Origin of the sequence: Thauera sp. WH-1 (genome assembly GCF_047806685.1) — a bacterium.
In the GTDB taxonomy this organism is placed as follows: Bacteria; Pseudomonadota; Gammaproteobacteria; order Burkholderiales; family Rhodocyclaceae; genus Thauera.
This window is the reverse complement of sequence record NZ_JBLQGP010000005.1, coordinates 156,535-171,645: the sequence shown is the minus strand read 5'-3', so window position 1 is coordinate 171,645 and position 15,111 is coordinate 156,535. Positions and strand designations below refer to the sequence as shown.

At 64.6% G+C, this 15,111-nt stretch carries 17 protein-coding genes; 16 read left to right on the top strand and 1 reads right to left on the bottom strand.

Annotated elements, in window-relative coordinates:
* Window positions 1-5: 5 nt before the first annotated feature.
* Genes ACMV5O_RS07490 through ACMV5O_RS07475 form a run of 4 tightly spaced genes read left to right on the top strand, consistent with a single transcriptional unit; the run spans window position 6 to window position 4,002 of the window.
* On the top strand, window positions 6-1,415 hold the full coding sequence (locus tag ACMV5O_RS07490) for an MBL fold metallo-hydrolase RNA specificity domain-containing protein (RefSeq protein WP_416162880.1): 1,410 nt from the start codon (window positions 6-8) through the stop codon (window positions 1,413-1,415).
* Entirely contained in the window at window positions 1,415-2,281 is an 867-nt protein-coding gene (locus ACMV5O_RS07485) for a TIGR00730 family Rossman fold protein (RefSeq protein ID WP_013721839.1), read from the top strand. The genes ACMV5O_RS07490 and ACMV5O_RS07485 overlap by 1 nt, the downstream gene beginning before the upstream one ends.
* Window positions 2,278-3,477 (top strand): lipid A deacylase LpxR family protein, encoded by a 1,200-nt coding sequence (locus ACMV5O_RS07480; RefSeq protein WP_374341997.1) that lies wholly within the window; start codon window positions 2,278-2,280, stop codon window positions 3,475-3,477. The genes ACMV5O_RS07485 and ACMV5O_RS07480 overlap by 4 nt, the downstream gene beginning before the upstream one ends.
* 48 nt (window positions 3,478-3,525) lie before the next feature.
* Complete coding sequence (locus ACMV5O_RS07475) at window positions 3,526-4,002, top strand: cytochrome c (RefSeq protein WP_374341996.1); 477 nt, start codon at window positions 3,526-3,528, stop codon at window positions 4,000-4,002.
* Between the two features lie 111 nt (window positions 4,003-4,113).
* On the opposite strand, the gene ACMV5O_RS07470 is transcribed toward ACMV5O_RS07475, so the two are convergent.
* Window positions 4,114-4,548 (bottom strand): LysR substrate-binding domain-containing protein, encoded by a 435-nt coding sequence (locus ACMV5O_RS07470; protein ID WP_416162879.1) that lies wholly within the window; start codon window positions 4,546-4,548, stop codon window positions 4,114-4,116.
* Between the two features lie 468 nt (window positions 4,549-5,016).
* Here ACMV5O_RS07470 and ACMV5O_RS07465 point away from each other — a divergent pair, with 468 nt between their 5' ends.
* The 12 genes from ACMV5O_RS07465 (at window position 5,017) to ACMV5O_RS07410 (ending at window position 15,036) form a co-directional block, all read left to right on the top strand.
* Window positions 5,017-5,928 carry a LysR family transcriptional regulator gene (locus ACMV5O_RS07465; protein ID WP_013721842.1) on the top strand — a complete coding sequence of 304 codons (912 nt, stop codon included), beginning with the start codon at window positions 5,017-5,019 and terminating at the stop codon, window positions 5,926-5,928.
* Window positions 5,929-6,482: 554 nt separating this feature from the next.
* Window positions 6,483-7,238 carry a hypothetical protein gene (locus ACMV5O_RS07460; RefSeq protein WP_010792182.1) on the top strand — a complete coding sequence of 252 codons (756 nt, stop codon included), beginning with the start codon at window positions 6,483-6,485 and terminating at the stop codon, window positions 7,236-7,238.
* A gap of 124 nt (window positions 7,239-7,362) precedes the next feature.
* Window positions 7,363-7,581, top strand: a complete 219-nt coding sequence (locus tag ACMV5O_RS07455) for an AlpA family transcriptional regulator (RefSeq protein ID WP_004255100.1) — start codon at window positions 7,363-7,365, stop codon at window positions 7,579-7,581.
* Window positions 7,582-7,621: 40 nt separating this feature from the next.
* Window positions 7,622-8,488: a ParA family protein gene (locus ACMV5O_RS07450; protein ID WP_013721843.1), complete on the top strand. Its 867-nt coding sequence runs from the start codon at window positions 7,622-7,624 to the stop codon at window positions 8,486-8,488.
* Window positions 8,472-8,708, top strand: a complete 237-nt coding sequence (locus ACMV5O_RS07445) for a hypothetical protein (protein ID WP_023124360.1) — start codon at window positions 8,472-8,474, stop codon at window positions 8,706-8,708. The genes ACMV5O_RS07450 and ACMV5O_RS07445 overlap by 17 nt, the downstream gene beginning before the upstream one ends.
* Window positions 8,701-10,359 (top strand): ParB family protein, encoded by a 1,659-nt coding sequence (locus ACMV5O_RS07440; RefSeq protein WP_416162929.1) that lies wholly within the window; start codon window positions 8,701-8,703, stop codon window positions 10,357-10,359. The genes ACMV5O_RS07445 and ACMV5O_RS07440 overlap by 8 nt, the downstream gene beginning before the upstream one ends.
* Before the next feature lie 17 nt (window positions 10,360-10,376).
* Window positions 10,377-10,937, top strand: a complete 561-nt coding sequence (locus ACMV5O_RS07435; RefSeq protein WP_010792177.1) for a DUF2857 domain-containing protein — start codon at window positions 10,377-10,379, stop codon at window positions 10,935-10,937.
* A 3-nt stretch (window positions 10,938-10,940) separates the two neighbouring features.
* Complete coding sequence (locus ACMV5O_RS07430) at window positions 10,941-12,125, top strand: STY4528 family pathogenicity island replication protein (protein WP_416162878.1); 1,185 nt, start codon at window positions 10,941-10,943, stop codon at window positions 12,123-12,125.
* A 238-nt stretch (window positions 12,126-12,363) separates the two neighbouring features.
* Complete coding sequence (locus tag ACMV5O_RS07425) at window positions 12,364-13,116, top strand: OST-HTH/LOTUS domain-containing protein (RefSeq protein WP_416162877.1); 753 nt, start codon at window positions 12,364-12,366, stop codon at window positions 13,114-13,116.
* Between the two features lie 188 nt (window positions 13,117-13,304).
* Window positions 13,305-14,093, top strand: a complete 789-nt coding sequence (locus ACMV5O_RS07420; protein ID WP_416162876.1) for a PFL_4669 family integrating conjugative element protein — start codon at window positions 13,305-13,307, stop codon at window positions 14,091-14,093.
* Entirely contained in the window at window positions 14,090-14,638 is a 549-nt protein-coding gene (locus ACMV5O_RS07415; RefSeq protein ID WP_011829933.1) for a DUF3158 family protein, read from the top strand. Before ACMV5O_RS07420 ends, ACMV5O_RS07415 begins: the two co-directional genes overlap by 4 nt.
* Window positions 14,635-15,036, top strand: a complete 402-nt coding sequence (locus tag ACMV5O_RS07410; protein ID WP_032972645.1) for a single-stranded DNA-binding protein — start codon at window positions 14,635-14,637, stop codon at window positions 15,034-15,036. The genes ACMV5O_RS07415 and ACMV5O_RS07410 overlap by 4 nt, the downstream gene beginning before the upstream one ends.
* Window positions 15,037-15,111 lie beyond the last annotated feature (75 nt).

The window sequence follows — 15,111 nt, the reverse complement described above, 5'->3', positions numbered from 1 at the left end:
GCCCTATGAAACTCAGTTTTTTGGGCGCAGCCCGAGAAGTCACCGGATCGTGCTTCCTGGTCGAAGCGGCTAATGTCCGCTTCCTGGTCGATTGCGGCATGGTTCAAGGTGGGCGTATAGCAGCAGCACGCAACCACGAGCCGTTCGCGTTCGACCCGGCGTCCATTGACTTCGTCCTGCTGACCCACGCCCACATCGACCACAGCGGGCTATTGCCCAAACTCACGCGCGCCGGGTTCAAGGGGTCCATCTACGCCACGCCAGCGACGGTTGATCTGCTCGGGGTGATGCTGCCCGATAGCGCTCACATCCAGGAAAGCGATGCCAAGCGGGTTGCCAAGCGGCTCAAAGAAAAGACCGTGCCGCCACCCCTGTATACCCTGCAGGATGCACACGAATGCCTGCAGCAGGTACGAGGTATCGAATACGACCGGGAGTTCGCACTCCGCGTCGGGGTGCGCGCCCGCTTTCGTGATGCCGGACACATCCTTGGTTCGGCCATCGTGGAAGTGTGGATTACCGAGTACGGTTACCCCACGAAGATCGTGTTCAGCGGCGATCTGGGCCAGCCGGGACGCCCCATCCTGCGCGACCCGACACCCATTGAGGAAGCCGACATCCTCGTCATCGAGTCCACCTACGGTGACCGCCGGCACAAGGATTTTTCGGCGACCGAAGCGGACATGATCGGCATCGTCGAGAAAACCCTGTTCGAGCGCGGCGGCAACGTCATCGTGCCGGCCTTTGCGGTCGGCCGAACCCAGGAGGTGCTCTACCACCTACATCGTCTCACCTGCGAAGGGCGTCTGCAGCGTCCAATGGTGTTTGTCGATTCGCCGATGGCCACCGAGGCCACACGCATCACGCGTGAACATCTCGAATTGTTCGACGAACAGGCGAAGCGGTTGGCCGGATGGCACGCGCGCGGCGAGAACCTCCCGTACCTGGATTTCACAGCGAGCGCTGAGGAGTCCATGGCGCTGAACCGGATTCGCTCCGGGGCCATCATTATTTCTGCCAGCGGCATGTGCGACGCGGGACGTATCCGGCACCACCTGCGCCACAACTTGCCACGCCGCGAATGCAGCATCTTGTTTCCCGGTTTCCAGGCGCAGGGGACGCTTGGCCGGCGCCTGATCGAGGGGGCCGAACGTGTACGCATCTTCGGCGAGGACATCCCGGTACGTGCGGCGATCCACAGCGTGGACGGCCTCTCGGCGCATGCCGACCAGAAGGCGCTGCTGGATTGGGCCCGTGCTTTCATTCAAGCACCGGCGCAAACCTTCGTGGTGCATGGGGAATCGTCGGCCGCGCAAGCCTTCGCTGACCTCTTGCAGCAGCAACTCGGCTGGCAGGTCACGGTGCCCGAGTATGGCCATGCGCTGCGCTGGCCGGACTTTCTGGCGCACGAGTGATGAAGCCCGCAGAAGATCTCGATGAACGCCTGCGCGCCATCCGCGAGTCGCCAACGTACCGGCTTGCGTACGAAGACATCGAGCTGCTTGGCCAGGACGAACTGCGGCCGCTGCGACTACAGCTCGAACTGCTCAAGCCCGAGCGCATCCTGCACGAGCAAGGCATTCGCTCGACGGTAGTGGTCTTCGGCAGCGCACGCGTGAGCGATGCCGAGACGGCAGAAGCCCGTCTTGGCGTTCTGGAGCGTCAGGCGCTCGTCACTCCGGAGGATGTCGGGCTGCGGCAAGAGCTTGCGCGGGCCAATCGCCGGGTCGAACAGGCACGTCACTACGAGCAAGCGAGGCGTTTCTCGGGCCTTATTTCGGCGCGTTTCCAGCAGCAAAACCGCCGTGATTTCGTCGTCGTCACCGGGGGTGGGCCCGGCATCATGGAGGCCGCCAACCGCGGTGCTTTCGAGGTCGGCGCACGTTCGATTGGCCTCAACATCACGCTGCCCCACGAACAGGCACCCAACCCCTACATGTGCCCGGATTTGGCGTTCCGATTCCACTATTTCGCGCTGCGCAAGATGCACTTCTTGTTGCACGCCAAGGGCTTGGTGGCCTTCCCCGGTGGCTATGGAACGCTCGATGAGCTGTTCGAGGTGCTCACCTTGATCCAGACCAGAAAGATGCAGCGTGTTCCGGTGGTGCTGGTCGGCCGTGCATTCTGGCGTCGCGTAGTTGATTTCGATCTTCTGCTCGACGAAGGCTATGTCTCTTCATCCGATCTCGACTTGTTCACCTGCGTAGACGATGCGGAGGAAATCGTCAGTGCCCTCGAACGCTTTTACGTCAACAGGGCGGCAGGCGATGGGGCAACATGATTGGCATCGGCGGGTATCGCTGGAGCCTGCGCGGCACTAAGGTGCGGCAGCCGATGCAGTGCGTCATCTTGTTGATTGCGGGTGCATTGTTCAGCCCGATTTCTGCTTTTGGTTCCGAAGTCTCACTCTCTGCAAATCCTCCCTCCTGCTCGCCAGAGCAATCCCTGCGCTGGCGGGGCGGCACCCTGCGTCTGGAGAACGATTTGTTCACCGGCTCCGATCGCAACTACACCAACGGTGTCGCGCTAACAGCAGTCTCACGCGATCTGCAAGGCGGGCTCCGTCCGGAGTGCCTGCCTCAGCCGATTGGTTTGTACGCCCGCTTCATCGGCTGGGCTGATCCCGGGTTCTGGCGCGATTCCGGCGCCCAGACATCGTCGCAAAACCTCGTCGTGCGCTTTGGCCAGTCCATGTACACGCCCGAGAACAAGACGCGCACCGACGTGATTCCAGATGACCGACCGTACGCTGGTTTGCTCTACCTGGGTTTGGCGTGGAATCGCCGCATCCACCCACAAGCCGCCAGCTACGAAATGCTTGACGTGCGTGAGCTGACCCTGGGCGTGATCGGACCCTGGTCGCTGGCCGAGCAATCTCAGGATCTGGTGCATCGGGCACGCGGCATTGAGCGATTTCGCGGCTGGGACAACCAGTTGCGCAACGAGCCGGCGTTTCAGATGGCCATGGAGCGCAAGTTCAAGCCGTACACGGAGGGTGCGGTCCGCCCTGGATGGGGCAGCGACGTGATCGGCAGCTATGCCCTGCGGGTCGGAAACATCGAAACCGCCGCCAGTACCGGCGTGGAGTTTCGCGCGGGCTGGAACATACCGAACGACTTCGGCAGCTATCCGATTCGCCCTGGCGCGGAGAACCGCCCGCCCTCTGGTGTTGCCGATCTGCGCACGACAACGCCGCAATCGGTCCTGGCGCCCAAACCTGGGGCACATGTCTTCCTGAACCTGGAGGGTAGAGCCGTCGCCTGGGACTTCTCACTCGACGGAAACATGTTCCGGCATAGCCATCATGTCAGCCGGCGGCCTTGGGTCGTGCAAGCAGCTCTCGGCATCAGCAGCCAATGGATCGTTGCTGGACGTGGCGTGCGGCTTGCCGTGATGCGCGTTTGGAGAACCCGCGAGTTCGACCAGCAGGCGGGCCATCATGCATTCGGATCGATCGCGCTGAGTCTGGAATTTTGAGGACACCTGCAACCATTCGTTAGACCCAAAGCATTCGTCACAACATCAATGGAGAAATTCGTGAACCAGCCCTTGAAACCCAGATCGTTCTTCACCGTCTCGCTGTCCGTGCTCTTGGCAACCTTCGCCACGGCACTCGGTGCGCAGTCCGTAGAGGCGGCAAAGCCAATGGCGCTTCGTACCATAATGGAAAGACTCGGGCGCGACATGCAAGCCGTCACGGGCGCGATCTCCAAAGAAGACTGGCCACTGGTCGCCGAGCTAGCACCACGAATCGCCAAGCATGCCGAGCCGCCCATGTCGGAAAAGATGCGCATCCTTGCCTGGCTTGGGGCAGACGCTGGAAAGTTTCGGGGTCTTGATGGACAGGTCCATGACGCCGCAACCGCCATGGGCGAGGCTGCACAGCGGAATGACGGCCAAGCAGTCATCGCGGCTTTCTCCAAAACCCAGCAAAGCTGCCTAGCCTGCCACCAGAGTTACCGTCGCTCGTTCGTGGAAAAGTTCTATGGTGGAAGCCGCTAGCAAGGGATGGCTACACCTGTTGACGGAAGACTAGCTTCTGTCCAATCAATATACCTCGACGCGTTTCAGGTTCCCAGGAAGCCACCCGTGCAGCGATCACGGGTTCCTGCTTCACCCGCGGCAGCACTCGTTGGATCTGACGTGCATGACTCCCGTATGCATGTGGGTCACCAGCACCAGCGGATAACGCAGCACCTCGTCCAGTGAGATACGTTTGTGCTTGAGCAGCGGATGCCATGCCGGCGCCGCGACCATGAGGGGGGGCGCTCCAAAGCGCCTTAGCCACGATGTCGTCATCCACTTCACCAGACTGGGCCCTAGGTCATACAGATCGCCATGCAGCCCCTTGATTTGCTGCGACAGTGACACCTCGAACAGGCGCAACTCGACGTCGGGCTCCTCCTGCCAGCTTAACGCCAGCAAGGTCGGCAAGCGCGACGGGGTGATGCCATCGGACAGCGTAATGCGTTGCTGACCGTGAAAGCCGTTGGCCGCTCCCCTCACGCTGTCGCGGGCTTGCTGCAAGGCAGTGAAGATGCGCGGCACATGTTACAGGAATTGCTTGTCCGCCCGCGTCAGCCGCTTGCTGCGACTGCTCCGGCCGCAGTGCTTCAGCAGCGCGGTTACAGGTGGCGATCTCGAATTCGCCGAACATGCCCATCGACAGTTCATCCGGCGCGATGCCCGCTGGCGCGAACTTCAGACGCTGCGCCGCCGCCCGTGTCGACAGACCAAATCGCTCGCCCTCGGGGAGTGACGTAAGACGCCGCGACTGTCTTCCTCGGGTCGCTGCGGCCACAGAAGACTAGCCGAGGCGCGCTGGCGCGAGTGCTCTAGCTAGCCATCCGCCATGACCGCCGCCCGCGTTCAAGCAGCGTTGCAATAACTCCGGACACCATTGCCCGCGTGCTGTGAGCCAGCGACGGCAGCCGCTGCAAGACATGCCGGCCTCTTCTCCGCACGCATGCGGCTCCCTACGATCATAAGGACTGGTCACGTCACGAGGGACTGCGCATGAACTTACGTCATCTTCGCTGTTTCATTGCTGTAGCCGAGGAACTGCACTTCGGTCGAGCCGCTAGGCGGCTGCATATAGAACAATCTCCCCTATCACGCACGATCCGCAAGTTGGAGACAACTCTAGGCGTGACGTTGCTCAGTCGCACGCCGCGGGGCGCAACCCTGACTTGGGCAGGGCGAGTCTTCCTCGACGACGCCCGCCGCATCATGTTGAGCGTTGAGCAGGCAGTGGCCAGCGCGAAGGCTGCTGCCTCCGGTTCTCAGGGCATTTTGCGAATCGCGCTGTCGAGAGACATAGGACGGGCGAGGCTATCAGCACTGCTTGCACTGTGCCGCGAAGAGTCGCCGCAGGTAAACATCCGGCTCTCCGAAGTACCGCTGACCGAACTCGTGCAGGGGCTGAACGCAAATCTGTTCGACGCCGGCTTTGCAATGGTCAATGAAGTGGAGGACGGGATCATTGCTGAGCCGCTGTGGGCCGACCCCTTGGTAGTGATCCTGCCCGCACGGCACCCGCTTGTAGCCTTCAAGGAAGTGCCGTTGCAGGAAGTGGTGAGCTATCCGCTGGTACTTTGTGATCCACGGGCATGCCAAGGTTGCGGTCGGCAGAGCGAACGACTGTTCCGCTCTGTCGATGTCCAACCGATCGTGGCTGAGTATGCCGCTTCTCACGGGCTGATGCTGACGCTGGTGGCCGCAGGGTACGGGCTAAGTTTTTCCACTGCCGCGCACTTGGCAACTTGCCAGCCGGCGGATGTTGTTGTCCGCCCGTTGGCCGGTCAGAGCGCATCGATAACCACCTATCTGTTACGAACCGAGGGTGGCATGACGGAGCCGTTGCAGCGGTTCATCGAACGCGCCGAACGTGTATGTCATCAGGACGCAAGCACATCACGCGCGATTTGACGCAGATCTATCGAAAGGTGCGCGGCTAGTTTTCTCGGATTGCGCGATTCATCTTTGGTCTTGCGGCTGACCCGATCTGCATGGCTCATGCGCTGTACTGATTCCAGTTTCGACGCAATTGCTGCGCCCTTCCGTACTCCGGCACTCGCCTGCGGGCTCGCCGCCGCGGTCATTTCACTGACGCGGAACGCATGAGCTTTTGCTGGTTGCAAACCGGCTCATCCTGTTGACGCATTGGCACTTTACGCCGTTGGAATTCCTACGGAAAACTTTGGCCAGGTTTCGGGTAAAGCGCGGCACCCATGCTTGACTCCAGGGGAGCGCGACCACCAAGCCGCGTGCCGGTCCAAAGGCAAAGCGCCCGCATCATGGTTGAGGAGTTTCAAGCGTAGCAAGATGTAGTTCGCCCTTAGCCGGCCGTCAGCGCCGATGCAACGCTTCCTTCCACGATCCCGGCCGGTCCTGCGCTTCATCCGGATTTCTGGGCAATCGCCTCGCCCACTTGGGCGGTGCGCGTCTGCCAGAGTTCGATCCGACGATGGGACGCACGCGACATGGAGAAATCGAGTTGCCTTGCCTTTGGCGCCAGGATCTACTACCGCCCGATCGAGGCGGCCGTCCGTTGGGCGGGACTGTTGCGCTTTGAGCCGCGGATTCTGGAAACGCTCGGGCCACGTGCCATGCCTGAGCCGAACGACTTTCCGCGCTGGCCCTTGCTGCGCCTTTTCTCCGAGCGCATCTTCGACGCATTGGCACACGATGAGCTTTCTTACGGCAAGGCAGGCATGGCGCAGGAACCTCAGCGCCCCGCACTCGACGATCCTGCGTTGATCGTGCGCCACGTCGACCTGAAGGCGTGGATGTCGCATTACTACCCCGGTGAGCGGCCTCCATTCCTGTTCGACGGCATCGAGCGCGAACTGCATCCTTCGGTGAGCGTCGCCATGCTGAACGTGTTGCTAGCCGATCGCGAGGCCGCCAAGCTGCAGCTTGCCGAACTCGCACAACTACATGCGGCGCTGAAGGCACAGCACGAAGCGTTGGCGAAGGAGCATGCCAGTAGCATTCGTGAGGGCGATGCGAGTGAACCGGGCCTGCGCAGCGAATCGACTTACCTGAACATCATTGGCGGCCTGCTGACATTGCTGTTGGGCAAGTCCCCCGCGGGCTCTGCCTACTCGTCCTTCCGCAACATGGATGCGGTGATCAGTGCGCTACTGGCCCACCATGAAGGGCGGCCCGGCATCAGCGAGCGAACGCTGTGGAGCAAGCTGGCACAGGCGCGTCGCCACCTGGAGGCATCGCGCTGAGCCTGTAACAGCAGACTGCAATTGCAGTTGCGTGTTCTGCAGTTGCAGTGAATCTCGCAGCAGCAGCATATGGAATGCGAGGCACTTTCTGAACAACGCCATCGAGCGTCAAGGAGTGCCTCTCATGTCTTCGCAGACCATCGCGCCGGCCTTGCCGCCCGAGCACCGCATCCTGCGCCGCGCCGAGGTCGAAGCCAAGACCGGCTTCAAGCGCGCGCACATCTACAGCCTCATGAAGGAAGGCAAGTTCCCCAAGGCGCTGCGCCTGGGCGTGCGCGCGGTGGGCTGGGACTCGGTGGAGATCGAACAGTGGATCGCCGATCGCCTCAAAGAACGCGCCTGACGCTTCTTCTCGGTTCATGCCATTCGACGAGGAGAAGCCCATGCAGGTGGTGTCCATCATTTCGACCAAGGGCGGCGTGGGCAAGACCACGACGGCGGCCAACCTGGGCGGCTTCATCGCCGATGCCGGGCTGCGCGTGCTGCTGCTGGACCTGGACGTGCAGCCCACGCTGTCGAGCTACTTCACGCTGGACGTTCGCGCGCCCGGCGGCATCTACCAGATGCTGGCCTTCAACGAGCGGCGCATCGAGCAACTGGTGTCGCGTACCGTGATCGCGGGCCTGGACCTGGTGCTCTCCAACGACGACCGCGGCGAACTGAACACGCTGCTGCTGCACGCTCCGGATGGGCGCCTGCGACTGCGCCATCTGCTTCCCGTCTTCCGCACGCACTACGACTTGCTGCTGATCGACACCCAGGGCGCGCGCAGCGTGCTGCTGGAGATGGCGGTGCTGGCGTCCGACCTGGCGCTGTCGCCGGTGACGCCGGAAATCCTCGCGGCGCGCGAGCTGCGGCGCGGCACGCTGCAACTGATCGAGGACATCGCGCCGTATCGGCACCTGGGCATCGAGCCGCCGCCGCTGCGTCTGCTCATCAACCGTGTGCATCCTGTGTCGTCGAATGCGCGGCTGGTCCAGCAGGCGCTGCGACAGGTGTTTCAGGAACAGGCCGGCGTGCAGGTGCTGGGCACCGACGTACCGGCCATCGAAGCCTATCCGCGCGCTGCGACACGAGGATTGCCGGTGCACCGGGTGGAGTACCGGCAGCCGGCTGGGCGCACGGCGCCCGCGGCGTTGGAGACCATGCGCACGCTGGCCGGCGAGCTGTTCCCCGTGTGGCGGGAGCGCTTCGCGCTGGTCACCGGTCGGGCCGATGCGGGAGGGGCCGGCCATGGCGAGCGCGCATGAACTGGCGCGCGGCCGCGAACGACTGCGCGCGCTGATCGAGTTCGCGCTGGGCGAAGGCTGGCGCGTGGTTCGCACGTCCGGCGGGCACCTGAAATTCACGAAGCAAGGCTGCGCGTCGATCTACACCAGCTCGACGGCGAGCGACAACCGTGCCGACCGCAATGCCCGCGCACAGCTTCGCCGCGCCGACCGGCAAGCGCAGGAGAATGGCCGTGGCTGAGCTGACGCCGCAGGACATGGCTGCCAAGCTGCTGGCCACCGGCTTCGAGCGCAGCGGCCCTTCGGCCGCGACCTTGAGCGACCCCATCGCCGACACGCCGATGGTGGTGACGCTGGACCAGTTGCGGCCCTACGACCACGACCCACGCGTGACGCGCAACCCGGCCTATGCGGAGATCAAGGCGTCCATCCGCGAACGTGGGCTGGACGCGCCCCCCGCGATCACGCGCAGGCCGGGCGAGGCGCACTACATCATTCGCAACGGCGGCAACACGCGGCTGGCGATCCTGCGCGAGTTGTGGAGCGAGACCAAGGAGGAACGCTTCTTCCGCATTGCGTGCCTGTTCCGCCCGTGGCCGGCGCGCGGCGAAATCGTGGCGCTGACCGGGCATCTGGCCGAGAACGAGCTGCGCGGCGGGCTGACCTTCATCGAGCGGGCGTTGGGCATCGAGAAGGCGCGCGAGTTCTACGAGCAGGAAAGCGGCCAGGCGCTGTCGCAGAGCGAACTCGCGCGGCGACTGACTGCCGACGGCTATCCGGTACCGCAGTCACACATCAGCCGCATGAACGATGCGGTGCGCTATCTACTGCCGGCGATCCCGACGCTGTTGTACGGCGGATTGGGCCGGCATCAGGTGGACCGGCTGGCGGTGCTGCGCAAGGCGTGCGAGCGCACCTGGGAGCGGCGTGCACTGGGCCGCACCGTGACCGTGGACTTCGCCACCTTGTTTCAGGACGTGCTGACGCAGTTCGACACACAGCCGGACGACTTCTCGCCGCAGCGGGTGCAGGACGAGCTGGTCGGCCAGATGGCCGAGCTGCTGGAGGCGGACTACGACACGCTGGCGCTGGAGATCAACGACAGCGAAAGCCGCCAGCGTGCGCTGACCAGCGAACCGGCGGCGCCGACGCCACCGGCAGCGCTTGTCGTGCCTGCTGGTCCTCCCCCGCCGGTCTCCGCGCCTCAGCAGCCACCCGCCTCGTCTGTGCCGCGCGACACCACGCCGGTCGCGCCTTCGGCGCCAGCAGCGACACCGCCTGCATCGCCCGAAGCGCCGGAGGACCAGCACGGGCAACGCGACGAGCGCCTGCAAGGGCACATCGTGACACCGGCACCGACCACCGAGCGCCTGCAGTCCATCCAGCGGATGGTCGCGGACCAGCTCGGCGACAAGCTGCCCGACTTCGAGGCCGATGCGCTGCGTGCGATCCCCGTGCAGGCGGGCGGGCTCTATCCCATCTCGGACGTCTGGTACGTCGAGCCGGGGTTGGACGTGCCGGATCGCCTGCGCGTGCACATCGCGCAGTTCGCGCGCGAGATCGGCGAGGAAGCGGCGGTCGCCGACCACATTGAGGCCAGCGTCGGCGGCATCGGCTTCGTCTGCGTGGCACCGGCCGTGGGCCAGGCGAAGGCGCTGCCGGCGTTCGCGCGGGCGGTGCTGACCCTGCTGCATGTGCTGAGTGCGGCTCCGCCCTCCGCGAATGGATTGGACCGCGCGCGGCTGGCCGACGAGCTGGCGGCGCTGCTGCATGGCCACGGCGGCTCGGCCACACGCCTGAGCGATGCTGCGCTGGTGAAGCTGTTCCGTTTGCTGCGCCTGGCGCGCCGGCTGCTGGATCTGGAAGCCGGCGTAGCGAGCCAGGATTCCTGAGCGCAGGAGGCTCCCGCATGTCGGCACCGCACCCACTCAACCAGGCCGTGATCGCCCAGGCCCTGCATGACCTGCGCAACGGGCAGTTGCGCCGCTGCAAGGCGATGGGCTTCGGCGAGGAGGAGCTGGATGCGCTGAAGCACCCCGAACTCGTGAGCATGCTGGTGAATGCCACGGTGTCGTGGTGCTCGGTGTCGGTGAACCGGGAAGTGTTGAAGCGGCTGCTGAGCCAGGTGCACGACGTGGAGCGGGAGATCGCCACGGTGGACCGCATGCTGCGCCTGGGGGCGAGCACGGAGATGGTCAGCAAGTTCTACGGCCTCACGCATCAAGAAGTGGCGCTGCGCCGCGACATCCTCGGACTGCCCAAGCGCAAGGGCCGGCATCCGGTGCTCGACGAGGCGCAGGACGTGGCCCTGTGGGAACGCTGGAAGGCCGGCATCACGGAGCGGCACATCGCACTGAACGACGACATGGCGATGCTGGCGCTGACCATGGACCTGGCCGAGGCCATGACCCTGCCCATGTCGGTGATCTGGTCGGCGATACGGAACTGGGTCGACCAGGGGCTGGTGTAGGTCATGACGACGGGCGACGCTCCACGGCGTGATGGCCCGGTTGCGCTGTCGGCGTTGTTCGACGAGGCGCTGCGGCACCTTGAGCCGAAGGAACCGGCGCAGGGCACGGCGCCGAGCCAGGACGGTTTTCTCTACAGCGGCAACCGGCACGAGAGCGTGCCGCGCGCGCTGTTCCTCGACCGACGCCTGACGCCGCTGGAGCGCAATGCCTGGCAGGTGTTCCGCCTGCAGCTCAACGACGACGGCGTGACCGCCTTTCCCACCTACGACCAATTGCGCCCCTACCTAGCCTCGATGCCCTGCGCGGCGCAGGCATCGCACGAGACCGTGGCGCGCGCCCTGACGCTGCTGCGGCTGACGCGCTGGCTGAGCCTGGTGCGACGACGGCGCGACCCGAAGACCGGCCGCATCCAAGGCAACCTCTACGTGCTGCACGACGAACCGCTGTCGCCCTTCGAGGCGATGCAGCTCGACCCCGACTATCTGGGCCTGGTGAGCCAAGCGCTCACGCACGCGGCGAAGGCGGTGCAGGTCGTGGGCATGAACACGCTGCGGGAGATCGCCGAAGACCCGCTGCTCAGCGGGCGCACGCTGCCGACCCGCCTGCAGGTGCTCGCGCAGCGCATGGCGCGGCATGGCTGGACGACGCCAGGTTATCCACAGAAGGGTGCGGACCACGAATCCGAAGAAGGCCAGGAAGCCCTGCTTCGGAATGGCGCGCGCCCGTCTTCGGAATCCGAAGCAGGGCCGAAACCCGCGCCGGACGGCTCTCTTCGGATTCCGAAGGAGGACCGTACAGTACGTAATGATCGTATAAATGAAGTACGTACAGTACCGCGCGCGAGGGCCTTGCAGAACCTGCGGCTGCCCGAGCGTTTCCTGCGCTTGAAGGACGAGCAGCAGGCCGGCGCGCTGGTGGCGCTGCAGCAGGTGGACGAGGCGCAGAGGCAGGCCGTTTTCGACGAGTGGGCGGCACGCTGCCACAACAGCGCGGTACGCAACCCGGCCGGCTACCTGTTTGGCATCATCCAGAAGGCGATCCGCGGGGAGTTCAAGGCCTGGGCCGGAGAAAGTGCATCGGCGGCGCCAGCGTCCCCGCCATCGTCACCACCGGCATCCCGTGCGGCTGACCCCGAGGTGGCACGTGCCTACCTGGCACAGCTCCGAGAAGCCTTGCGTGATCGCTGATGTTGACTATCCCCAGGGGATAGCTGGAACAGACACCTTTCCGCCGCGCTCAATTGTCGCCCGCCGAACGACAGGCGAAACTGTCGCCTGTGGATCAGACGAGGACAGCCACGCACGAGCCCCGCCGATGATGGACATGACGACTTCCCCCGTCACAAACGTACTGCAACCACTGCAGCGAGACGTTCAGCGCTTGCTGGGCAGATGCCTGTTGCGCCTTCAACAATACGAGCGCCTCATGAAAGCCATCGTGGCCCACCACGAGATTTCAGGCCCGGCGCATTCGCTGGAGGCCATTCGCGCAGCGCGGATTGAAGATGCCGCGACCAAGACCCTGGGCACGTTGGTCGGACAACTGTTTGGTTCGTATGTCGTCACCGATGGAAATGGCGGCGAGGAACGCGACGACGCTCTTCCCGGCGACGTGATTTCCTTTCGCACGCGCGTGCAACTGAGCCTGTCTGCGCAGGACTACGCCAACACCCAAGCCGACCTCAAAGACCTGGTATCGCTGCGCAACACCCTGGTGCACCACTTCATCGATCAGCACGATCTATGGACCGTGGACGGGTGCCGCGTTGCACAGGACGAACTCGGTTCCGCCTACACGCGCATCGATCAACACTTCGAGCAGCTGCGCGGCTGGGCCGAGCACATGGATCAGGCGCGGCGCCTGGCAGCGGAGTTCGTCCAGTCGGATGTGTTCCACGACCTGGTGGTCAATGGCATCGCGCCGGACGGCACGGTGGACTGGCCGGCCGCCGGCATCGTCCGCGTGCTGCGCGAGGCCGCCGCGCAGTTGGCCGTCGAGGGCTGGACACCCATCGCCGCCGCTGGCCGCTGGATCGCGGACCGGCATCCCGAGCAGCTTCCAGCCAAGTACGGCTGCAGCAGTTGGCGGCAGGTGGTGCATGAGTGCCGCCTGTTCGAGCTTCGCTACCGTGAGGTGGAGAGGCAACGGGCCGCCTGGTACAGACCTCGCGAAGCATAGCCCCGCAACGCGGTCTCACCTCCGCGCGAGCCGCGAACAGATCCGCCGAGCTATCCCCAGGGGATAGCCGGCACACACAGCCTTCCGCGCGGAACAAACCGGGCGCGCATGGGCTGCGGTTTGTTGACTGACAGCCTTCCGGCCGATGCCGATGCTGGCGACTCGCCAATTCACCGCGAGTCGCTCCCATGGCCAACGAACGCACAGAACCCCTGCAACTGAATCTCGGATCGCTGCGCAGCGCGATGTCGCTGACGCTGCACACGCACCACGCTTCGCGCATCTGGCACGGCCGCGCGCCGACCGAGGGGCGCCCAGGCATCATCGGTCTCAACGGCTTCATCGGCGCCATGAACAAGATGAAGCGCGGCGCCGAGCAGGACGACCCGTACTCGGACTGGTGGATGTTGCGGATCGAGGACAAGCTCGCCGACACCAAGACCCGTCTGCAGACCCTGCGCGACCAGGTGGATCAGGCCCTGGCCGACGTGCCACCGGCGCTGTCGCTGGGCGAGAACATGAATGTGCAGCCGGTGAAGCTGCCGCTGTTCGTGAATGCACAGCTCGGCTTCATGGCGGTGTACCTGCTGGCTGACTACGACGACCTGGCGCGCAAACTCATCCTGGCGCACCACACGGCGCTGATCGACCGCAGCACCTTGGAGCGCTGGCTCAATGATGGCGCGCACGCGCTGCGCAGCCTGTTCTCGCTCGCCCAGCAGTACCGCTACTCGGGCACGATGCGCGACGACTTCGCGGCGAAGAACGCCGCGGCGCGAGCGGCGCTGGAGAAGTTCGGCGAGCTGCCGCAAGACGTGCTGGAAGGCACGCGCCGCTCGCGCTTCGCGCCACCGATCGCGCGGCGGACGACCAAGCCCGGCACGCCGCCTGCTGCGCCCGCCATTGAGCCCGATGCGCCGGCTCACACGGATGGCGCAGCCAATCCAGCGACGGGTAATGAGGGTGCTGACGCATGACGGCATCGATCCCCATCAGCCACTCCACGCGCTTCGTGGCGCTGGAACAGGCGGACTTCCAGCGGCTGGAACACGCAGGCTACCTAAAAGGCCTTTTACAGCCTTTTAAGGGTAAGGGGAGTCTGGAGACCTGGGCCAGCCAGTGCGCAGCGCTGCGCGACGACGTGATTGGCCTGGCGCAGCGGCGCGTGCTGCCCCAGGCGCGCGCCTACCCCTTCAGCCTGCTCCACGTGCAACTGGCCCAGCAGGCCACTGGCGCAGGGACGACCTTCCTGCGCTGGCGCAACCTCGACCGTTCCTCCATGGGCGTGGCGTTGTGGGAGGCCCTGCTGGCCAACCCCGCGACGCCGGCCTCGCTGATCGACGAGCTGTACGCGATCGAACTGCAGCGCATCGTGCTGAACATGCAGATCAGTCTGACCCACAGCATCGCTCGCCAAGCCCTGGAATGCGCCAACAAGGCCGCCCAGGCCGAAGCGGCTTACCTGCGGCGCGTCCACGGGCATACCGCGTCCGTTCCACCCACCACCAAGGAGTCACCATGAGCACGCACTTCGTCGGCGAGGGCAACATCGGTTCTGCGCCGGACTACCGCGAATTTCCGAACGGCAACGACGAGCCGCGCCGGCTGCTTCGCCTGAACGTCTACTTCGACAACCCGATCCCGAAGAAGGACGGCGAGTACGAAGATCGCGGCGGCTTCTGGGCGCCGGTGGAGCTGTGGCACCGCGACGCCGAGCACTGGAAGACGCTGTACCAGAAAGGTATGCGGGTGCTGGTCGAGGGCCGCACCGTGCGCGACGAATGGGAGGACGCCGACGAGAACGAGCGCGTCACGTTCAAGGTCGAAGCGCGGCGCGTGGGCATTCTGCCGTATCGCATTGAGGCGGTGACGTTGGGTGCGAAGCCCTCTGCATCTGATAGTGGTGCGCCGCAATCCTGACCAGCCAAGCAGGATCCCCACGGCTGTTCCCGTTCAGCTTGATGACGAGGATGGTCGCGTCTTCGGTCGCCTTGT